Source organism: Fluctibacter corallii (assembly GCF_025751585.1).
In the GTDB taxonomy this organism is placed as follows: Bacteria; Pseudomonadota; Gammaproteobacteria; order Enterobacterales; family Alteromonadaceae; genus Fluctibacter_A; species Fluctibacter_A corallii.
The window spans coordinates 1-21,379 of the sequence record NZ_JAOWKX010000009.1 but is presented as its reverse complement, the minus strand read 5'-3'; the positions used below and the strand labels follow the sequence as shown (position 1 = coordinate 21,379).

Here is a 21,379-nt window from a genome sequence, read left to right as displayed (position 1 = left end):
CATAATAGAAAGGACATTATTCACTGTGAAAAGCGTGATCGGATTATTTTTAGTCGCAATTAGCTCTCCAGTATTCAGTAAGGGTATTTCGCCATATCTCCCCATCGCATTATCACCAGAAGTTGAGCTTCAGATTGATAGAGTAATGGCACTTACTCCAGCTACGCCATTAACAAAACCGTACAAAACCGTAGACTTATTAGAACGATTAGATCTGATAAAACAAAGTCATCCTGTTCTTTATACAACGTTGAGTAAGTATCTTGATCGCTATAAACAAACCGGCTTGACTCATGGTGCAATAAAGCTATCTGGCAGCTCTGGTGACGGCGAAGTAGCCACTTCGGTCAATGGCCGAGGCATCCCTTTACACTCAAACTATCAAATTGAGCTAGGCGCTATTACCTATCTTGGGCCTTACATGTATGCATCAGGAGGCTTTATTTATGATGACGTTAACAACCTCACTCATCACAATACGCATGTCGCAGTGGGAAACCAATACATTCAAATGGAGCTAGGATACCGAGAGCACTGGTTTTCACCATTCAAAGACAGCGCAATGTTAGTCAGCACCCATGCTGCGCCGTCAGAGTCGATTACAATCAGTAACGCAACGCCGTATACCGCTTGGGATATCCGTTTTGAGATGTTTTACTCTCAATTGGAAGAAGTAGAACAAATTGTATTAGGGGATGAAACCTTTCCTGGACGTCCACGTCATGCAGGTCTTCACTTGAGTTTTTCTCCTTTTGACTTCTGGACAATCGGGCTTAATCGTACATTGCAGTTTGGAGGCGGAAAACGCAGTGTAGACGTAGGCGATGTATTTGAAGCGCTATTTGATCCGGCAGGGAAAGATAACGTGGGTGATGCAAACAACGATGATCCAAATTTCGAATTTGGGAATCAGCAAGCCTCTGTCACAACACAATTTAATTTTGACCTTGGCATGCCAGTCTCCATCTACGCCGAATATGCTGGCGAAGATACGGTAGACGAAAGCAACTTTAAGCTTGGCAACGATTCTAAAGCGTTGGGCATCTATCTACCTATTCTCTCTGACAATATTTCAATGCGATACGAAGTCACTCATTGGGCAGATCGCTGGTATGTTCATCATTTGTATCCTGCTGGGTACACGAATGACGGCACCATTATGGGGCATTGGGGGGGCTCTCGTCGATTATCCTCAGATGCAATACCTGCCACAGCCCATAGCATGAACGTCATGTGGCAATTTACGCAAGATCAACTCGTCGATGTCACTTTACGCACGGTCAACAATGACGGTAGTAATCGTGCTGAATACGAACGTAGTGTAGAAGCCGATATCAGATATAGCTTCGCCAACCGATATGGATTCTGGGGGGCAACTCTGACGTCAGGAAAAGACACATTTGGTGAATCTTATACACGTTTAACAGGGTTTTACCGCTGGTAAGCACTCAGATAACATCGACTTAGTATGCTCATACCGAATACCACACTGTTGAATGCCAAACGCATGCTATACATGACGCATTTGGCGTTAGGCGACTTCGTATTTCAAGGCATGTATTTACGTGCTCTAAAAAAGAAGTATCCGTCATTACATATAGACGTGTGGATAGATGATTGCCGAGATCGCCCCAAAGCTTGGGCTGGAGGTCGAAATTCTGCGCTAACACAATGGCTTGAATCTGTCCCTTTTGTAGAAGAGATATACCCTATTGTAGCGAGTAGTGAAGAGCGGGAACAATTAATCCAACAAGCAAAACAGTGCGATTATGACATTGTTGTCTGTATCGCAACAACACGCACAAATAAATACGCAGAAATTGTGCAAAACATTGGTCAAGATGCATTTACCGTTGCTACTCGCCCATCATCATGGGTTTCGCAATTACTGCACTGGCATCAATTTAAGAAGATTAACGCCATACTGGATCTTAATGACGACCACAATAAACATATTTCGGCTATTTACCGAAGTCGGTTTGAGTCTATATTCGGCACATTAATGCTGGAAAAAGAAGACTTATACGGTTTAAGGTTAAGCGTACCAGAGAGCAAAAAAGAGGCAATAGAAACCTCTATTGCTAATAGGTTCACGCATATTGGGCCAGAGCGATATACTGCTCTTAAAAAAGTATTTATCAACCATCTCTCAACGACTGAAAAGCGTGATTATACTTGGGATCAAGTCGTAGAAGTAATGAAGGGCATTGAGGCCAAGCAGCCTAACACAGTATTTGTTTTAAATGTTCCGCCCAATGCCTTAGACAACACACATAGTCAGCTACAACGCGCATTAGCAAATTCATCAATCAAGGCAATAGCCTTTTCTGCCGTGAATGATTTTTTCGAATTGCCTGCTATGCTCGAAGCATGTGACCTAGTGATTACGGTTGAAACCGCCATCATGCACATTGCTGCATCTATGGACAAACAGCAAGTAGTATTAATGCGAGAATCGGCTGCGGCATGGACGCCGCTTCGGGCACAATGTATCTTGCGAGCCGAGCGTCGCGTAGATGAAATTTCAGCTAGAGATGTCGTGATGGCGTGCACGCCACTATTAAGCAAACTGTAGATGAGAACGGTTAAAAAATACCGTTAGTTAGGATAAGCTAGAGAGAATTTGTCGAGTAAAAGTAGTTATGTATACAAAAGCAATTTATCCGGGAACCTTTGACCCCATCACCAATGGTCATGCAGACCTGATTGAGCGTGCAGCCAATATGTTCACGGATGTGGTAGTAGCGGTTGCCTCTAACCCAAGTAAAAAGCCACTTTTCAGCTTAGATGAACGTGTGGATTTAATTACCGAGGTGACGAAAGATCTGGAAAACGTCAGCGTAGTTGGCTTTACTGGATTACTAGCAGATTTTGCCGATGCTCAGCAAGCATCCATTCTTATTCGAGGCTTACGCGCTGTATCCGACTTTGAATACGAATTTCAATTAGCGAATATGAATCGTCGCCTAAACCCTAAGTTGGAGAGTGTTTTTCTTACACCCGCAGAAGAAAACTCGTTCATTTCATCAACCTTGGTAAAAGAAGTAGCTCTTCACCGCGGTAATGTAAAAGAGTTTTGTCACCCAAAAGTGCATAAGGCACTGTTCGAGAAGCTTCACCCGTAGTTTATTTCTGACAGCTTGGGCAGTAAAAAGTATTTCGCTGCCCTATCACCACTGATTTTATCGTCGTCCCACAATGCGAACACGCTTTACCTGCTCGCCCATACACAAGAAGTTGTTGTGCAAAATAACCTGGGCTACCGTCTACCTGCACAAAATCCTTAAGGGTCGTTCCGCCCTGTTCTATGGCCTTTGCCAATACCTGCTTAATATGCTCAGCCAACTGCACATAACGTTGCTGACTCACTTTACCTGCCCCACGACGAGGATCGATACCAGCCATAAATAACGATTCATTCGCATAAATATTTCCAACGCCAACAACCACATGGTTGTCCATGATAAAGGTTTTCACTGCTTGCGATTTACCCCGAGACAGAGTGTATAAACGCTCTCCATCGAAGTGCTCTGTCAACGGCTCTGGCCCCAAATTTTGCAACAACGTATGCTCGGGTTCGCCCTCACCACGCCACAAACACGCACCAAAACGACGAGCATCATTCATACGAAGACACTGCCCATTGGTCAATTGAATTTCAACATGATCGTGCTTTTGTACTTCCGAGTTAATAGGTACTACTCGCAGCTTTCCCGACATACCTAAGTGAAGAATAATATCGCCTTTCGCCGTGGTTAAAATAAGGTATTTGGCTCGTCTGCGTACATCCACTATGACTTGTTTTGCGGCCTGTTGGATTTCACTAGGCACCATCCAGCGTAGCTTTGGCTGACGCACAACAACTTTATCAATGGTTTGACCGATAATATGTGGGCTGATGCCTAAACGGCTCACCTCAACCTCTGGAAGCTCTGGCATATTATTGAAGTTCCTCAGGAATTAGTTGCGAAAAGAGTTTATTGTTTGCGACGTAGTAATGACCTTGGCTAGATAAGTAGGTTTGCTCTCCTTTTTTAAAGAGCTTGAACACACGGCCTTTGGCTTCTCCAGCTAACCATATAACCACCACATAGGGAGAGGAAACACGCTCGTCCGATGATGATCTCACCATTAGGGTTTGCCAGTGAGAAATGTACTGTGCCAAGGTAGACTCTGAATAGCCGACAGAGGGAAACATGCGCCATCCCTGCCCAATTCGCTCTATCTTGTGAGCGCCAATTTGCAGCGACATAATAACGGCATCTTCGGGAAGTAACTGCATGACATCGGGCCGTTTGTCTGCGTTGTTCAACAAAATATTATGTGTTGAGCTAAACAGCACAATCATTAGTAGCATTGAAATAATAAGCACATTATTCCATGCTTTTTGCGACAGCCTTAACATCTTTTAGTCACTCCTTGATTCGTGATCGAAACATATACCAACGTCAAAGCCTTTGTCTGTAAACTTAAAGCGATGACATAGGTTAAAATGACTCTAATGTTAACTCAAGATAAGAAATTTAAACGTAAGGATGACAGTAAAACCGGACGTCATCATACTCAAATAATGATTTTAAACAACGCAAAAAACCCGGCGATAAAACCGGGTTTTTCTGGAGACAAAAACAAGCAGCTTTTACTTGATTTTGGCTTCCTTGAACATAACATGCTTGCGCACTTTAGGATCAAACTTTTTGATCTCCATTTTGCCAGGCATATTACGCTTATTTTTGTCAGTGGTGTAGTAGTAACCAGTACCAGCAGTCGAAACTAATTTGATTTTATCACGCATTGTAAAATTCCTTAGATTTTCTCGCCACGGGCACGCATGTCAGACAAGACTGCATCGATACCTTTTTTATCGATAATACGCATACCTTTTGCAGATAGACGTAGCTTAACGAAACGGTTTTCGCTCTCTACCCAGAAACGGTGAGAGTGAAGGTTTGGCAAAAAGCGACGGCGAGTCGCATTCTTCGCGTGTGAACGGTTGTTACCTACCGCAGGACGCTTGCCAGTTACTTGACATACTCTGGACATCGTATTTGTCTCCAAAACAACTATAAAATTCAGCTCTAATCGATCAAGCAATGATCAGATTAGAATTCGCCATTAATAAGAGGGCGCACTTTATACAGTATATTTAATGTGTATTCAAGAAATATTGCACAAAGAATTAGCAATTGATTGATCTGTAAGGATCTCTTATTTTTCTAAAATCCCGCTGAAACACTATAAAATACCGCGTTCAGCGAATGATACACTGCATCCAGCTCCGATCACAAAATGATCTAACAAATTAATATCAACAAGTGAAAGTGCCTGTTTAATTTGATGGGTTATGCGCCGGTCAGCCTGACTCGGTTCTGGCACTCCCGAGGGGTGATTGTGGGCTAAAATTACGGCAGCGGCATTACACGCTAAACCTTCCTGAACAATCACACGAGGATGTACACTCGCACTAGTTATCGTACCGTAAAACAATTTTTTGAAGGTAATTAAATGATGTTGGCTACTCAAATATAAGACTGCAAAAACTTCATTGGTTTCTTCCCGTAATTGAGACATTAAAAATAAGCGTGTATCTGATGCACTTTCAAACGCAGATTGTGTTGCTAATTTTTCTTGATAGCTGCGCTTGATAATCTCTTTGAATGCCTGCACTTTCGTATAGGTTGCAATGCCGACCCCTGATGCTCGTAAAAAATCATGTTGGCAAGCACTTACAAAGTTATACAAAGAGCCAAATTCAGATAGCACACCCTGCGCTACTTCAAACACATTGGCGTTTGTATTCCCGCTGCTAAGCACAATCGCCAACAGTTCAGTATCAGATAACTTTTCTTGTCCTAAGGCTAACAATCTCTCTCGTGGACGAGTAGAAGAAGGCCACTCTGTTAGTTTCATGCTTCCCTGCCAATCTAACCCCGTGTAAACTACGCTAATATTACGTATCTTAAGCGAGAAGCGGTAGGCCAGTTTTTGGTTTGTCGGTACAGATTTATGCACTTACAGAATCGAAACATTCTTTTAGGCGTCACGGGAGGCATAGCAGCCTACAAAACCCCGGATTTAGTCAGAAAGCTCAAGGCACAAGGTGCAACGGTTCGCGTCGTTCTCACCGATTCAGCAAAAGCCTTTGTCAGTGAACTATCATTACAAGCGGTTTCTGGCAACCCTGTATCCACTAGCCTACTCGATCCTGCTGCTGAAGCTGCTATGGGCCATATTGAGCTAGCAAAATGGTGCGATACCGTGCTCATTGCTCCTGCTACTGCGAATGTCATGGCTAAGTTAGCTCACGGCCTTGCTGACGACTTACTGACTACTTTGTGCTTAGCCACCCCCTCATCTATATTTGTTGCGCCAGCAATGAATCAGCAAATGTGGGCAGCGCAAGCAACGCAAGACAACCTTCATATTTTGTCTCAACGAGGTGTTAAACTAATTGGGCCGGGATCAGGCGAGCAAGCCTGTGGCGATGTAGGCTTAGGCCGCATGCTTGAACCCGAAGAAATCGTATCTTCTTTGATACCTAACAATAAAATTGAAGATGGGCTTGCAGGTGTTAATGTGTTAATTACTGCAGGACCAACGAGAGAAGCGATCGACCCTGTACGGTTTTTAAGCAACCATAGTTCAGGTAAAATGGGTTATGCCATTGCAAAGGCGGCTTCTCAGGCTGGTGCGAACGTTACGTTGGTCAGTGGTCCGGTGTCACTTCAAACACCAACTGATGTAAATCGAGTAGATGTATCAAGTGCCAGCGACATGCATAAAGCCGTTATGTCACATGTATCCGACTGTGATATTTTTATTGGTTGTGCGGCCGTTGCGGATTACAGACCTGTAAACGTTGGTGAGCAAAAAATTAAGAAAGACAATAATGAGTTAACGCTTACTTTTACAAAAAACCCTGATATTTTGGCAGATGTTGCTAAACTCGATCATGCTCCATTCACTGTTGGTTTTGCTGCTGAGACACAGAACGTTCGTGATTATGCGCTCAAAAAGCTCAAAGCGAAAAGATTGAATATGATTGCAGCCAACGATGTGTCGAATAAGGATATTGGATTCGATAGCGATAAAAATGCGTTATCCGTTTTTTGGAATAACGGTGAAGAACATTTAGCAATCGCCGATAAAGAACAACTTGCATTCAGTCTTATCGAACTGATTACTAAGAAGTATAAAAGTAATTAATCAGTAGGTTCATTTTTGCATCAGGGCATGTTGTCCTGTGCCACGCCTGCAACAAGGAGAAAACCGCTAAGATGCCCGCAGCTAAAAGAACAAATCGTAGAGCGCAGATTCTTCAATCTCTCGCCAGCATGCTAGAAACCAATCCGGGCCAACGGATTACAACAGCAAAGCTTGCAGCCCAAGTGGGTGTATCAGAAGCGGCTCTTTATCGTCACTTTCCAAGCAAAGCCCGTATGTTTGAAGGGTTGATTGAGTTTATTGAAGAAACACTGTTTTCCCGCATTAATAAAATTATTAATGAGGAAAAAGACACGGCTACCCGTTGCCAGCTTATTTTGCACCTAATCCTTGGCTTTGCTGAAAAAAATCCAGGTATCACTCGCATACTAAATGGTGATGCATTAATGGGAGAGCAAGATAGATTACGTAGTCGCATAGCCCAGCTCTTTGAACGTTTAGAAACCCAGCTTAAGCAGATTCTACGCGAACGCAAGTTGCGAGAAGGCAAAACGCTACCGGCTGATGAGGGTCAGATTGCCAATCTGTTAATTTGTTATGCAGACGGCCGCATCAATCAGTTTATTCGCAGTGAATTTACTAAACGCCCTACAGAAAATTTCACCGATCAGTGGCATCTAATCAAACATCGCTTTTTTGACTAATATTTCTTGCTGCTCGGGCTAAAGTACGCCAGCAACCAGAGAATTTATCTATTTTTCAGGTTGCTGGCATCATTACCTATTTGAGTTTGATAAGTAATTCACTCGATACGTTGCGTTTTATAATGGGTTACTTACCAAATGTAATGCCAAAGAAGTCACCTTCATTCCAAGCTGGACGCGCGGCTTGATCAGCCAGTGTTTGTCCAATTTGAAAATTGACTTCCGTAAATTTAATTGCGGCTTCCCAATTAAATGGCTGATTAAAGTCATCTGACGGCTTGTGGTAATGGGTAGATAGAAACTTACCAAACTGTTTGCTTCCATCAATATCAGGGTCCGCCGACTGAAGTCCAGGAACCAAGAACACCGCAGGCACCCCCTGTTTTACAAAGCTGTAATGATCAGAGCGTGTGAACAATGCTTGTTCTGGCCACGGATCCGGGCTCAGTGAAATACCTACATTTTTCGCCGCCTTGGCAACAGATGCTTGCATATCGCTATGATTAGCACCAAATGCAATAACATCAGCAAATTCATAGGTTAAAATGGGCATATCCAGATTGACATTAGCGACAATATTTTCAATAGGCACCGTTGCGTTTTGGGCATAGTAATCTGATCCCAATAAGCCCTTTTCTTCTCCTGTTACCGCAACAAAAAGAACTGAGCGCTTTGGACGTTGGCGTTGATTTGCAAACATTCTCGCAGTTTCTAGCATAATTGCTGTGCCAGACGCATTGTCCATCGCACCATTATTAATTCGGTCTTTTTTTACTGTTTTCGCGATTCCTATATGATCAGAATGTGCAGAATAAAGTACATATTCATTTTTCAATGTCGCATCGCTCCCGAGTAATACGGCGGCCACATTCGGGCTTTGAATATTTTCATGTTTGCTCGACTGGCTCAGGCTAACAGATACATTCATAGGGAAAGACGCTGGCACTTTGTCTTCTTCAAGTTGTGCATAAATATCATCTAAAGATACGTCAGCCGTCGCGAATAGACGTTGAGCGGCAGGAACACTTAAATAGGCACGCGCTTGAAGAGACGGCTGAGTATTGGCTGGCTGTCCTTGCTTATCTACCCAACTCAACGCTGGCGTGTGAATGTAGTTTAGTAAGTTTTGATACGGCGCAACTTTTTCCGCAATAGGCGTAGATATAGCTATCACGCCAATGGCACCCCGTTGGGCAGCGTAGGCATGCTTTAAAGAGGTAGACGCAAAATGCGCACCTTCTTCACTTGGAAACGATTTCGGCTTCCCTGACAGAAGAACCACAATTTTACCTTCAACATCAATATCAGTGTAATCATCATGATTCAACTCTGGCGCAACAATGCCATACCCCACAAAAACCAATTCGCCATTCACGGCAGAGGTTTCTCTGACCAAAGAGGCAGACATCAAAAATTCACTTGGATAAGAAAAGGTGCGCTCGCCCTTTGCATCTTTTAATGTAAAATGAGGCGATTCTTGATCAAGCGTTGCCTTTCTAAAAGTAACATCTTGAAAATAGGTGCCATTGTCACCGGCAGGCTCTAATCCATATTTTTCAAATTCAGTTGCTATATAGAGAGACGCAATTTGGTGTCCTTTTGACCCCGTATCGCGCCCTTCTAGCAAATCATCCGACAAAAAGCGTAGATGCGCTTTGATACGCTTTGCATCAACCTTTGCTGTAGAGGCGGCTGTTGAGTGTTGTTTTTCTGTCGTACTGGTGTTCTGACACCCTGCCATTAGCATCACTGCCATGGCAGCAGAAAAGGCGTGCTTTACTTTCATTTTTAGTCCCAGTTTATTGTTATATGTTCAAAGACGATATGTGCTTGACAGAAAAATCCGTTCGTCTACTCTGTTAAGAACAGATGTTCTTGGAATTATTATGCCTCGCAAAGCCCTTTATGATATTGAAGAAGTTCTCAGTCAGGCCATCAGTGTTTTTTTAGAACACGGTTACCATGGCGCTATCATGGATGAGATTATTGCCAGAACCGACTTCAATAGACGAGGATTCTATCTTGAATTTGGCAGCAAACAGAACTTTTTATATTTAGTCCTAGAGCATTACCAAACACATGTTCTTAATGGCATCGTTGCGCATCTAGAATCCCATGGCGGGCTAGACGCCATTGAAACATTCTTTAATGACTATGTCGCTTTAGTTCAGGGAGAAGGCTGCTTACTCATTAATTGCATTACTGAATTGGGCTTTGACGATGAAAAAATTCGCGACATCGGACGCCATTATATAGACCGATTACAAATAGCTTTCATTGGCTGTCTTGAAAAAGCTCAAAGCTTGGGACAAATTCGCACAAATGTTAATATCGAAGCCACAGCGCTCCAGCTAACCAGCTATGTACAAGGCTTCGCAGTTAATGGCATTCTTGCAGGGAATACCGACGAATTGCATTTAGCCACTCAAGCGCTATTAGGTCCGCTTAAATAAATACACTTACCCGACACGTCTACTCGAGCCTTCACCGACCTAACACATACGGAAACTTGGCTAGAATGAAATTTGTCGCTAAAATCGCCATCCCTTGGGTTTAACAGGTAGCAGAGATGACAAACAATAATCCCCTTTTTCGCATTCAGTTCGTCAGTAATGGTGAGCGCTATGAGCTCTATGTGCGAGAGGTAAGCCAAGGAGCCATGTTTGGGTTTGTCGAAATTGGTGATTTTGTATGGGATACCCACACCAATCTTGTCGTTGATCCTAGCCATGAAAAACTGAAATCTGAGTTTGCAGATGTTACAAGAACATATATTCCTATGCATAATGTGCTTCGCATAGACGAAGTTAAGAAGCAGGGAACGGCAAAAATTTCTGAACTATCAGACAAAGTCACTGCATTCCCTAGCCCCATTTATACCCCAAAGAAGTAAATGATAAACGCTGTCATCAGTTGGCATTACAAACAATAATGCGTAACCTGATATCACTCTAACAACAACTATAATAAGGTTCGTTTATGAAGCGCCTGCTCATGATTTTTTTGTCACTGGTTGCCATACCAATCAATGCAACACCCTCTTCTGAGTTTGCTAAACTCATTGATGAGATATGGCAGTTTGAAATGCAGGCAGACCCGATTTTAGCAACATCGAAAGGGGTTCATGTTCATAACGATAAACTTAAAGATTTATCACCAGAAGGCTTAGCCAAAACCCACCAGCAGTACCAACGATATTTGGATGCTTTGGCAAAGGTAGAGACAAAGAAGCTCAGCCGCAATGAGCAAATCACCTTGAGTGTGCAAACGTTGAGGCTGCAAAACCATGTCGATAAATACCAATTTAAAAAGCACTATCTGCCGTTTACGTCAGAGTCGGGGTTTCACAGTAAATTTGCACGTTTGCCGTCAAAAGCGCCATTTAACAATGTTCAAGATTACCAAAACTACCTAACACGCTTATCGGCTTTCCCAGAGTTTATGGATCAGCAAATTCACTGGCTTACCGAAGGAATGAAAGTCGGCATGGTACAACCCAAGGTTACGCTTACCGGGTTAGATGACAGCGTAGCATCTTTTTTTTCAGGTAAACCATCAGAAAGTGTATTTTATACGCCCTTTACAGATATAGAGAAGGTGGTCGGTCAGGCACAAGCAGATGCGCTAAAGAAGCAAGCCCTGGAAGTCATTGAAAACGACATATTTACTGCATATAGACGTTTTCATCAGTTCTTACAGCAAACCTATATCCCTAACGCTAAAAAAGAAATATCAACCACTAGCTGGGAAAATGGGTTGGCATACTACGAAAATCGCGCGCGCTACTTTACTACTACCACTCTAAGTGCAGAGGAAATACATCACATTGGTCTTAAAGAAGTCGCACGTATACGCAGCGAAATGCAAGCAGTGCTAGATGAAGTGCAATTTGATGGTTCCATTAATGAGTTTATTGCCTTCTTACGTACTGATCCCCAATTTTATGCAAAAACCCCTTTAGAGCTCATTAAGCACGCATCCTACTTTTCTAAATTAATGGATGCAAAGCTACCAAAACTGTTTAACGTTCTTCCCCGTACACCCTACGGCGTCGAAGCCGTGCCTGATAGTATTGCGCCTAAGTACACAACGGGGCGGTATTTAGGTCCATCCAGAGAAGGGGAACCAGGATACTATTGGGTTAATACCTACGCGCTAGATAAACGCCCGTTATATGCCATTCCGGCTTTAACGTTGCATGAGGCGGTTCCAGGCCATCACTTACAAAATGCATTAGCGCGAGAAATGGAAGATCTTCCTCCTGTACGTCGCTTTACTTATATTTCTGCATTTGGTGAAGGTTGGGGACTGTATTCGGAATATCTGGGCAAAGAAGTCGGCATCTATGCAAATCCTTATGATGAGTTTGGTCGTCTGAGCTATGATATGTGGCGTGCTTGCCGTTTAGTCGTAGACACGGGCATGCATATTAAAGGCTGGTCACGACAGCAAGCAATTGATTACATGCTGGAAAATACTGCGTTGTCGGAGCTAAATGTCATTTCAGAGATTGATCGCTACATTTCTTGGCCCGCTCAAGCACTCTCCTACAAAATTGGCGAGCTTGAGATTCGTAAACTTAGAAAAATGGCAGAAACACAGTTAGGCGAAAAGTTTGATGTAAGGCGCTTTCATGATGCGGTCTTAGCACACGGTTCCGTACCACTTTCTACATTGAAGGAAAATATCAGGTTATTTATTGCAACGGAACAATCTAAATAGTCGAGTTGAATTCGGATGAGGCAACAGGTATTTTTGCCTCATCTTTTTCACTAGGAGTGTTTGAGTGGTTACTTTTAGTATTATAGGTTTTTTAGTATTGGCGTTGATTTATTTTGTGCTGCGCAGCCAGACTTATCAACGTGAACTCAATCAATTAAAACATGCCTTAAGAACAGTTGACTCACAAAGCAAATATTCACTGAATGCTCTGGCTATGCTATCTGGGCAGCTGCAAAATAATTATCTGGCAAAGCTAGAAGCTAAACGTAAGCATGCTCTAATTAATCAGGAAGAGTATGATTTGTTGTACGTATTGCTAAGTCGCGTTGAACAAATTGTTCTACGTTGTATAGAAAATCAAGATACCGTAGAAGAAGCGGTTAAACGGGCTATTTCAGACAGCCAGTATGACATGGATGCATTTAAAACCTTCATATCAAAACAGCCTTCTGATGTTAGAATGGGCTGGACTAAGAACACCGTCGGTGGCTTCATTTCAGCATGCCACTTGTTGTGTTCTCAACGGGTTAGCCACCCCAATGACGCCAACACCTCAACATCAGAAGCAAGCTAGTTCACGCTCCTACTTTGCAGCTTCGTACAAGCTATGCCACTCTTTTTCCGTTACAGGCATAATAGATAATCGGTGCCCTTTTTTCACTAAACCAATATCTTGAATGTCGCCCATCTGCTTAATGGTTTTCAAACTAAGTACGCGTTTAAACGTATGTTGATGTTTTACATCCACCATGTACCAGCGCGGCTTGTCTGGCGATGACTTGGGGTCGAAATATTTACTGTCAGGATCAAACTGTGTGTGATCCACATACCCAGCTTTTACCACTTCAGCAACACCTGCGATTCCCACATCTTTGCAACTTGAATGGTAAATAAATACTTTATCTCCCACTTTTACCTCATCTCGTAAAAAATTACGGGCTTGGTAGTTACGAATTCCATCCCAATGTTCGGTTTGGTTAGGTTTGCTTGCTAAGTCTTCAATACTGAAAGCATCTGGCTCAGTTTTAAATAACCAATACTGCATGATTGTTCCCGTCATGGTTTGTTTAATTTGATTATATGTCGATACACACATTGCAGGTAAGTAAAAATAAAATTGTCTTAATTATCTGTTACATCCATACACACGATAGATTTTACCTTGATCAAATAACTGTATAGATATACAGTTAAAATTATGAATTCAGTGATTGAGCATCTTAAAAATAAACACCTTGTCTGGCAGGCAAGCGCACAAACTATGACCAGCGCACCGCCATTAACAGGGTTGCTATCAGAAAATGGGAACACAACAGGCTTTCCAGAGTTAGATCAGCACTTACATGAAGGGCTTCCACAACATGGTTTAGTCGATATGATTACACCAATAGGGATCGGCGAGCTGCGCCTTATTTTCCCAGCCCTGCAAGAGCGTCAGACACAACAAGGGCGACTCTTTGTACTCATAGCCCCTCCTATGCACATTGGCAGCGAGGCTCTGCTTGAGTTCGGTTTTTGCCTGTCACAGATATTAATCATCCAGCCCAAAGAGCCAATTGATGCCTTATGGAGTGCTGAGCAATGTCTAAAAAGTGGCTGTTGCCATACCGTTTTACTTTGGCATGATAATTTAGAAATTCATCACGTTAAGCGCTTGTTGCTAGCGGCCGAACAAGGTCGTTCATTGCATATTTTACTTCGCTCACCCAGTGCAAGTCGACTATCACTGCCAGTCCCGATTGCGTTGCAACTCCATCCGGACGAACAAGGAATACAGGTCGATATTACTAAACGTAAAGGAGGATACCCAACAAAAGGTATACAGGTTCACATGCGTCATCGTTGGTCTTACCTAACCCAAAAAACTCAGCATAATGTTGTACCATTTACACGCAGGCAAGCAGGGTGATATATGCGCACTTTGTGGTTATATTTGCACTTTCCTGCATTACAGTTAGACAGCATTTACAGCGGCGACACTAGCTCACAGCCGATTGCAATATATCATCCCGCACAGTCACAAATTGTACAAATCAATAAACAAGCTAGCACCGTAGGCATACAATTAGGTATGGGGTTAGCAACGGCATCTTCTTTATCTAGTGAGTTAATGGTTGTGCCTTATCACGCTGAAACTGAAGAAAAGCAGTTGTATTATCTTGCCAATATTCTCTACAAAGTCACATCGGATATTTGCATATATCCGCCAAATGGCCTGCTACTTCGCATTCATAATATGCTTGAGCTTTATGGCGGATTGGCACCCTATTGGCAAACAATACGTCAAGCAATACAGCCTGCATTATATCAATATAGTTACGCCACAGGCGTCTCCCCTCTGTCTGCGAGGCTGCTCGCTCGAAATCAGTGGAATTGTGTTACCGACCAGACCACACAGATCAAGCAAGCACTAAATAACTGCCATATTGATAGCACCGAGCTAGAACCGAAAATCAAACAAAAGCTTGGTCGAGTCGGTATCAAAACATTGGGAGCACTGTTGTCTGTTTCTCTCAAAGATCTGGCCAAACGATTCGATATTGAATTGGTAACCTATCTAGGCAGAGTAAATGGGGAATTATTGCATCATAGCGAATTTTTCCGACCTCCAGAGCATTTCTCCCAATATCTGGAGTTACTTTACGAAATAGAAAGCACAGACAAACTCATGCCTCCGATAAATCGTATACTGGCTGATATGAGCCAATTCCTGAAGGCTCGAGACAGTGTGACTGACAACATTGAAATCATATTACATCAACGTGATAGCCTCCCACTCACCATACGTATTGCTTCCGCACAAGCAGAGTACAAAGCACATGTATGGACATCGTTAGTTCAACTGAAACTCGAAAACACCGAACTCACTGCCCCCATATCAGGACTTACCATTAACACAGGCAAAATCGTATCAGCTCAGCCAGATAAAACCGACATGTTTGAAGGGACGCAAAGCAGCCTATCTCCATTACAGCTAATTGGCTTATTACAAGCGAAACTAGGAGAGCAGGCATTGGTCAGTCCGTGCATTGCGGATGATGCTCGCCCTGAATACGCATCTCAGTATGGTGCTCCCCTCGCAGAAGCCTCCGTTAATGCTACTTTTAACCGACAGCGTCCCTTGATGCTGCTTCCCCAAGCTCGCCCCTTAACAGAAAAAGTAGAAGTGGTATACGGACCAGAACGTATACACAGTGGTTGGTGGGATGGAAATCCCATATGTAGAGACTACTTCATTGGACGCAATCATAAAGGACAGTGGCTATGGCTTTATCGCACCACACAGCAACACTGGTTCGTTCACGGTTTATTTAGTTAAATAATGACAGGTTATGCAGAGCTCTATTGCCAGAGTAATTTTTCCTTTCTCGAAGGTGCTTCTCATCCACAAGAACTGGTGCAACAAGCTGCATTTTTACAGTATTCTGCCATAGCAATAACTGATGAGTGTTCAGTAGCAGGCGTGGTGAGAGCTTACAGAGCAATAAAAGAGCAACAGCTTCCCATACAGCTTATTGTTGGCAGCGTCTTTACGCTCAATAACCTTTTGCGTGTGGTTTTGCTTTGCCCAAATCGTGAAGGGTACGGCGAACTTTGTCGCATAATAACCAACGCCAGAAGGCGCGCGTCAAAAGGCGAATACCAACTGGATGAGTGGGATTTGAGAACATGCCGTCATTGCATCATATTGTGGTTACCCAGTGGGCAAAAGCAACAAGATGACATCTGGGCCACTTGGCTCAAAAAACACGCAGAACAACGCCTTTGGATTGGCTGCCAGCGCCACCTTATTAATGATGAAGCGGCTTATATCACTCATTTAGAGTACCTGAGCGCCCACCACCATATCCCCATTACCGCATGTGGCGGTGTAGTAATGCATACGCCTGATCGTCTGCCTTTGCAGCATGTTGTGAGTGCCATTAAAGCACGTACTACTGTGGCGAAACTCGGTAACAACAAGCTCAGCAATCATGAGCGATATTTGCGTCCGCTCTCAAAGCTCGTGCATTTATACAAAGCTGAGTGGTTAGAGAACAGTATACATATTGCTAGCCAATGTCGCTTTAGCTTGAGCGAACTACAATACGAATACCCTGCTGAACTGGTTCCTAACCATCTGACACCGCAGCAACACCTTCGTAATCTGGTAGTAGCCGGGGCAGCGCACCGCTTTCCAAATGGTGTGCCTGAGTCGATTCAGGCAATCATTGAAAAAGAACTCGCTCTTATTGCAGAACAAAAGTATGAATATTTTTTTCTAACGATTCATGACATTGTTCAATTCGCACAAGCCCAAAAGATTCTCTATCAGGGACGCGGTTCAGCAGCAAACTCGGTCGTCTGTTACTGCTTATACATTACCTCAGTCGACCCCACACAGATCAACGTATTGTTCGAGCGTTTTATTTCTAAAGAACGTAACGAGCCCCCCGATATTGACGTAGATTTTGAGCATGAACGCCGCGAAGAAGTGATTCAATACATTTATCGAAAGTATGGTAGAGAGCGAACCGCACTGGCCGCCACGGTTTCTTCTTATCGCTTTAAGAGTGCCGTGAGAGAAGTCGGTAAAGCATTAGGAATCAATGAGACCCAGCTAGATTTTTATATCAAAAATGTGAACCGCCGTGACAAAGGGCTCAACTGGCAAGCCCAAATTGCCGAGCTAGGGCTCGACCCCCGCTCTCAAATGGGTGAGCAATTCGTGAGTTTAGTACACATGTTAATGGGATTCCCCAGACATTTATCACAACACGTGGGTGGTTTTGTCATCTCAGCGGGGCCGCTTTATCATCTGGTACCGATAGAAAATGCCGCAATGGAGGCGCGTACGGTTATTCAGTGGGACAAAGATGATTTAGAAACACTGGGGTTACTTAAAGTTGATGTGCTCGCGCTGGGCATGCTAACCGCAATCCGTAAAACCTTCGCGCTATTAGAGAAACATTATCAACGCACACTGACCATCGCCGATATTACGCGCATGGGAGATGATCCCAACGTCTATCGGATGATTCAACGTGCCGATACTGTAGGAGTATTTCAAATAGAATCTCGCGCCCAGATGAGCATGCTGCCGAGGCTAAAGCCCGCATGTTATTATGACTTGGTGATACAAATTGCGATTGTCAGACCAGGGCCCATTCAAGGTGATATGGTGCACCCTTTCCTACGCAGGCGTGATAAAAAAGAACCTGTTACCTATCCTTCAAACGAAGTAAAGGGCGTACTAAGTAGAACTATGGGTGTACCTATTTTTCAGGAACAGGTTATTCAGCTAGCGATGGTCGCTGCTGGCTTCTCAGGAGGAGAGGCCGACCAACTTCGCCGTGCAATGGCAAGCTGGAAAAAAGATGGCCAGCTTATGCAGTTTCAGCATAAATTGATCAGCGGCATGTTAGAGCGCGGGTACGAGAAAGAATATGCAGAACGTATCTTTCATCAAATTTGCGGTTTTGGTGAATATGGCTTTCCCGAGTCTCATTCGGCTTCTTTTGCCGTGCTCGCTTACGTATCGTCTTGGTTAAAGCATTATTACCCAGAAGCATTTTACGTAGGCTTACTCAACAGTTGGCCCATGGGATTTTATGCACCTGCACAACTTATAGACGACGCGAAAAGACATAACATTAACGTTAAGCCGGTATGTATAAATCATTCGGCCTATGATCATACATTAGAGTTTGACGACAATAAGACCGCCATCCGCCTTGGTATGCGTATTGTTAAAGGGCTATCAGAACATTCAGCCAAACAAATTATTGAGGCTCGCCCTATAACAGGTTTTACAAGCCTTACTCAACTTAAACAATTAAAAATAAAGCACGACCAATTAGAAGCCTTAGCCAGTGCCAACGCATTTCAACACATTGCCAAAAATCGATTTCAAAGCCGTTGGCAGTTGATGGAAAATGAAACTGAACTCCCTCTATTCCAAAATATGCCTCAGCCTTCGACTTTCTTATTGTCTCCTAGCCAAGAAGATAACTTAATTGAAGATTATGCAAGCACAGGGTTATCGCTTACATCACACCCTATCACTCTATTGGAGAGAAATAATACACTTCCCCATTTTACCCGTGCAGATCAGCTTCACACAATCAGGCACAAATCGGTTGTAGTAGTAATTGGCGTTGTTATAGGACGTCAAGCACCCGGTACAGCTGCAGGTGTCACGTTCATGACATTAGACGATGGGACGGGAAATATTAACGTTGTTGTCTGGAAAGCCACTGCACGAGCACAAAAGAAAAGTTTCTTAAAATCAAAGATTATCAAAGTCAGTGGGATACTAGAAAGAGGAGACAGCGGAGTAACCCACATCATCGCAGGTAAACTCACTGATTTAACGCATTTAATGAAGCACCTCAACACAAAGCCAAGGCACTTCCATTAGATATCGAATTAAGACTGTGCTTTTCTGGCTCTTAATAGCATACCTAATGTTAACAACATCAATACCAACATGGATGGCTCTGAAACAGCAGCAATCTTAACACCTTCAACGACAAAACGAGGTGCAGACGCCGCTAAGCTTCCTCCATCATCTCGCCAAACATCAGATACGCTCCATTGCGTTCCATTCCATTCAGAAGGTGCGGTAAAAAAACTAGCATCAGGCGAAAGAATCTGACCACTATCATGATAACGGCCCATAAAATCAGTACCGCTTGCTACCAAATTGCCTGAATTAGTTGCGCCAAACACGCCTTGTGAACCTGGATTAGACCCGCCTACGATTACTGCATAGTGGCCTGCTCCGAGAGATACATCTACGTTAGCTCTACTGTCTACTGCCACACCATTGGTATCAAGTAAACCAAATGCCAAAGCATGAGATTCAATATCCTGGGGAGAAAACGAGGGCAACGCATTGATTGTCTGTGAGGAAAGCTCTACTAAAGCTACCCAAACAGCGCCAAACGAACCAGATGTCGATAAATGCGCACCGATTGAAGATATTGCATAATCATCATCTAATGTGAAACGTGAGCCAATATACTGATCAGCACCTATTGAAATACCTGTATCACCACTTACACCCAATGATGCTGATGAATGTATCAGTGATGCATCCGCTTTGGTAACCAGCAATATCAATGATGCAAGCAAGAACCCTTTTCTAAACCACATAGTTTTACTCCTTTAATTAACAAGAGACGATATTAGCAAAACGCATACCAAATATATTTCTATTTCTTTTCAATGGCTTATATTTAATTATAAAGCGTATGTAAATTTTATTGACAGCTTTTATTACTACACTATGTTTTTTACCCGCTACCTTTTAGGGCAATTTTGAATAAAAAGTTGCAAAACCGATTATACGTAGCATAGAGAGGAGGAACAGATAAAACATTTAGGCAGTATACCTACAGAAATGCCCTAGGCTGCAAAGGTCTCTCATAGAGTAGTTAAATCTAATATCCGAGAACTGCCCGATCCTAGGCGTGCGATGCCTGAGAGTTAGGTGTAACACCTTTTAATAACTTATTGATATAAACATTGTTAAAAACTAATCTACAGACTAGTGCTCCGAATATCGCAGCGACAATATCTTTATAGTCAAACACACCCTGCCACCATATTTGACCCAGTTCATACAAAATCTGACTGGCAAGATAGGTAAGGATGGTATTATTAAAATTGTCGTATATAAATTTTCCCGGAACGGGTACCAGTAAACAGCAAATAAAGCTGGGCGCAGAGCCTAGGAGAATTAAAGGAAGCCCATCATCCACGCCTACACTACGGAATTCATCAACAATAGAGTCCAAATGAATAGCCAATGGCCAAAAAATAATTAATGCGATGAATGCATAGCGATTCATATTACGCTTCCTTACGATTAATACTATTTCAGAGACCCAAGTAGTGTAAAAGCTATCAGTCAAATTAGACTTAAAAAGCCCTTTAAAGCCTTCTCCAGTGGTAATTCACCGAACTTCTTGCTGAATACTACGAATTACTGAAGTAATTATTGATTCCTTCTTGTCCGCCAACTACATCATAAAGATACGCAGTGGTTAATCCGGAGGCGATACTCATAGGTAAATTACCACCATTTATATTCGCGATATCATCGAAAGATAAAGTTTTCATTGTTAAATTCCTTGTAGTTTTAGCTCGTCATTGAGCCCATTGATAATATAAAGAATTGATCATTTTGTAACTGTACTTAAATCTAGGTTTTCTAAGATGTAAGATCAGTTTATTGAGAAACAAATTTGCGTATCTATAAGGTTACTAGCGATAGCATAGCTGCGAAAAACGTTCTACTAAAACGCATTACATCATGGCTTACCAAACATTTTGTGATTCTAAAGCCTTTGAACTTGCCACGTCCCTTAACTAAAAAATACAAGTGTTCTAGCCTTTTTACGCCCCCTAAAAATGAGATATAACATTTGGTATTACTCTGGATTATACCCCTCCTAGATAGTTCTCTTCCATACCATTCACTCACCAACTGCTCTCCATGAGTATTTGCCAATATCGGCCCTACTTTGCTTCACATTACAATGAGCAGCATCCAGAGTAGCGCAGTGCATTCTGTAAACGTAAGTTTTACTAGAAAGCTACTGTCCACTTCCCCATTAATGACACAGTTCTAAATTAGAGTTTTCCAGTTTAGCTCGGTAAGCTGCCGGTGGTAGTTTACCTAAGCTTTCATGCGTTCTTTCTTCGTTGTAATCCAGCCGCCAGAACCAAGACATCTCTCTGACTTGAGTGATGCTCTCAAACAGATATACATCCAAGAACTCTCGTCTGAATGAACCGTTAAA

The 21,379-nt window shown here is 42.9% G+C and carries 23 protein-coding genes; 12 read left to right on the top strand and 11 right to left on the bottom strand.

All coding sequences use genetic code 11. From position 1 onward, the window contains the following. Positions 1-25 precede the first annotated feature (25 nt). The 3 genes from OE749_RS15800 to coaD all read left to right on the top strand — a co-directional run bounded on the left by OE749_RS15800 (position 26) and on the right by coaD (position 3,125). Complete coding sequence (locus OE749_RS15800) at positions 26-1,444, top strand: capsule assembly Wzi family protein (RefSeq protein ID WP_263713448.1); 1,419 nt, start codon at positions 26-28, stop codon at positions 1,442-1,444. 24 nt (positions 1,445-1,468) lie between these two features. Then, positions 1,469-2,575 (top strand): glycosyltransferase family 9 protein, encoded by a 1,107-nt coding sequence (locus OE749_RS15795; RefSeq protein WP_263713447.1) that lies wholly within the window; start codon positions 1,469-1,471, stop codon positions 2,573-2,575. 67 nt (positions 2,576-2,642) lie between these two features. Next, positions 2,643-3,125, top strand: coding sequence for a pantetheine-phosphate adenylyltransferase (coaD, locus tag OE749_RS15790; RefSeq protein WP_263713446.1), 483 nt, complete (start codon positions 2,643-2,645; stop codon positions 3,123-3,125). A 1-nt stretch (position 3,126) separates the two neighbouring features. Here coaD and mutM read toward each other — a convergent pair whose 3' ends face one another. From mutM to radC, 5 genes are all read right to left on the bottom strand, one after another. After that, the gene (gene mutM / locus OE749_RS15785; RefSeq protein WP_263713445.1) at positions 3,127-3,939 is read right to left on the bottom strand and encodes a bifunctional DNA-formamidopyrimidine glycosylase/DNA-(apurinic or apyrimidinic site) lyase; all 813 of its coding nucleotides are present in this window, start codon (positions 3,937-3,939) and stop codon (positions 3,127-3,129) included. Between the two features lies 1 nt (position 3,940). Continuing rightward, the gene (locus tag OE749_RS15780; RefSeq protein WP_263713444.1) at positions 3,941-4,405 is read right to left on the bottom strand and encodes a hypothetical protein; all 465 of its coding nucleotides are present in this window, start codon (positions 4,403-4,405) and stop codon (positions 3,941-3,943) included. Positions 4,406-4,639: 234 nt separating this feature from the next. Beyond that, positions 4,640-4,795: a 50S ribosomal protein L33 gene (gene rpmG, locus OE749_RS15775; RefSeq protein WP_263713443.1), complete on the bottom strand. Its 156-nt coding sequence runs from the start codon at positions 4,793-4,795 to the stop codon at positions 4,640-4,642. An 11-nt stretch (positions 4,796-4,806) separates the two neighbouring features. After that, positions 4,807-5,043 (bottom strand): 50S ribosomal protein L28, encoded by a 237-nt coding sequence (gene rpmB, locus OE749_RS15770; RefSeq protein ID WP_263713442.1) that lies wholly within the window; start codon positions 5,041-5,043, stop codon positions 4,807-4,809. A 192-nt stretch (positions 5,044-5,235) separates the two neighbouring features. Further along, positions 5,236-5,910, bottom strand: coding sequence for a RadC family protein (radC, locus tag OE749_RS15765; protein ID WP_263713578.1), 675 nt, complete (start codon positions 5,908-5,910; stop codon positions 5,236-5,238). 96 nt (positions 5,911-6,006) lie between these two features. Between radC and coaBC the strand changes: the two genes are divergently transcribed. Together coaBC and slmA are read left to right on the top strand one after the other, a co-directional pair. After that, positions 6,007-7,206 carry a bifunctional phosphopantothenoylcysteine decarboxylase/phosphopantothenate--cysteine ligase CoaBC gene (coaBC, locus tag OE749_RS15760; RefSeq protein WP_263713441.1) on the top strand — a complete coding sequence of 400 codons (1,200 nt, stop codon included), beginning with the start codon at positions 6,007-6,009 and terminating at the stop codon, positions 7,204-7,206. A gap of 71 nt (positions 7,207-7,277) precedes the next feature. Beyond that, complete coding sequence (gene slmA, locus OE749_RS15755) at positions 7,278-7,868, top strand: nucleoid occlusion factor SlmA (protein WP_263713440.1); 591 nt, start codon at positions 7,278-7,280, stop codon at positions 7,866-7,868. A gap of 127 nt (positions 7,869-7,995) precedes the next feature. Here slmA and OE749_RS15750 read toward each other — a convergent pair whose 3' ends face one another. Then, on the bottom strand, positions 7,996-9,654 hold the full coding sequence (locus OE749_RS15750) for a M28 family metallopeptidase (protein WP_263713439.1): 1,659 nt from the start codon (positions 9,652-9,654) through the stop codon (positions 7,996-7,998). A 40-nt stretch (positions 9,655-9,694) separates the two neighbouring features. On the opposite strand from OE749_RS15750, the gene OE749_RS15745 reads away from it, so the two are divergent. The 4 genes from OE749_RS15745 (at position 9,695) to OE749_RS15730 (ending at position 13,164) form a co-directional block, all read left to right on the top strand. Beyond that, positions 9,695-10,321: a TetR/AcrR family transcriptional regulator gene (locus OE749_RS15745; RefSeq protein ID WP_263713438.1), complete on the top strand. Its 627-nt coding sequence runs from the start codon at positions 9,695-9,697 to the stop codon at positions 10,319-10,321. Between the two features lie 116 nt (positions 10,322-10,437). After that, positions 10,438-10,761, top strand: coding sequence for a DUF1820 family protein (locus OE749_RS15740; protein WP_263713437.1), 324 nt, complete (start codon positions 10,438-10,440; stop codon positions 10,759-10,761). An 86-nt stretch (positions 10,762-10,847) separates the two neighbouring features. After that, entirely contained in the window at positions 10,848-12,590 is a 1,743-nt protein-coding gene (locus tag OE749_RS15735; RefSeq protein ID WP_263713436.1) for a DUF885 domain-containing protein, read from the top strand. A gap of 64 nt (positions 12,591-12,654) precedes the next feature. After that, positions 12,655-13,164: a hypothetical protein gene (locus OE749_RS15730; protein WP_263713435.1), complete on the top strand. Its 510-nt coding sequence runs from the start codon at positions 12,655-12,657 to the stop codon at positions 13,162-13,164. 9 nt (positions 13,165-13,173) lie between these two features. Here OE749_RS15730 and OE749_RS15725 read toward each other — a convergent pair whose 3' ends face one another. After that, positions 13,174-13,635 carry an EVE domain-containing protein gene (locus OE749_RS15725; protein ID WP_263713434.1) on the bottom strand — a complete coding sequence of 154 codons (462 nt, stop codon included), beginning with the start codon at positions 13,633-13,635 and terminating at the stop codon, positions 13,174-13,176. Positions 13,636-13,788: 153 nt separating this feature from the next. On the opposite strand from OE749_RS15725, the gene imuA reads away from it, so the two are divergent. From imuA to OE749_RS15710, 3 genes are read left to right on the top strand one after another with little or no spacing between them, the layout of a single operon-like run. After that, positions 13,789-14,499: a translesion DNA synthesis-associated protein ImuA gene (gene imuA / locus OE749_RS15720; RefSeq protein WP_263713433.1), complete on the top strand. Its 711-nt coding sequence runs from the start codon at positions 13,789-13,791 to the stop codon at positions 14,497-14,499. 3 nt (positions 14,500-14,502) lie between these two features. Then, the gene (locus OE749_RS15715; RefSeq protein ID WP_263713432.1) at positions 14,503-15,909 is read left to right on the top strand and encodes a Y-family DNA polymerase; all 1,407 of its coding nucleotides are present in this window, start codon (positions 14,503-14,505) and stop codon (positions 15,907-15,909) included. Positions 15,910-15,912: 3 nt separating this feature from the next. Beyond that, positions 15,913-18,990 (top strand): error-prone DNA polymerase, encoded by a 3,078-nt coding sequence (locus OE749_RS15710; RefSeq protein ID WP_263713431.1) that lies wholly within the window; start codon positions 15,913-15,915, stop codon positions 18,988-18,990. A gap of 8 nt (positions 18,991-18,998) precedes the next feature. On the opposite strand, the gene OE749_RS15705 is transcribed toward OE749_RS15710, so the two are convergent. The 4 genes from OE749_RS15705 to OE749_RS15690 form a co-directional block, all read right to left on the bottom strand. Then, positions 18,999-19,727 (bottom strand): hypothetical protein, encoded by a 729-nt coding sequence (locus tag OE749_RS15705; protein ID WP_263713430.1) that lies wholly within the window; start codon positions 19,725-19,727, stop codon positions 18,999-19,001. 311 nt (positions 19,728-20,038) lie between these two features. After that, the gene (locus OE749_RS15700) at positions 20,039-20,425 is read right to left on the bottom strand and encodes a hypothetical protein (RefSeq protein ID WP_263713429.1); all 387 of its coding nucleotides are present in this window, start codon (positions 20,423-20,425) and stop codon (positions 20,039-20,041) included. 127 nt (positions 20,426-20,552) lie between these two features. Next, positions 20,553-20,696 carry a hypothetical protein gene (locus OE749_RS15695; protein ID WP_263713428.1) on the bottom strand — a complete coding sequence of 48 codons (144 nt, stop codon included), beginning with the start codon at positions 20,694-20,696 and terminating at the stop codon, positions 20,553-20,555. 494 nt (positions 20,697-21,190) lie between these two features. Then, the coding region (locus OE749_RS15690) for a transposase (protein ID WP_263713427.1) at positions 21,191-21,379 on the bottom strand (189 nt) is incomplete at its 5' end.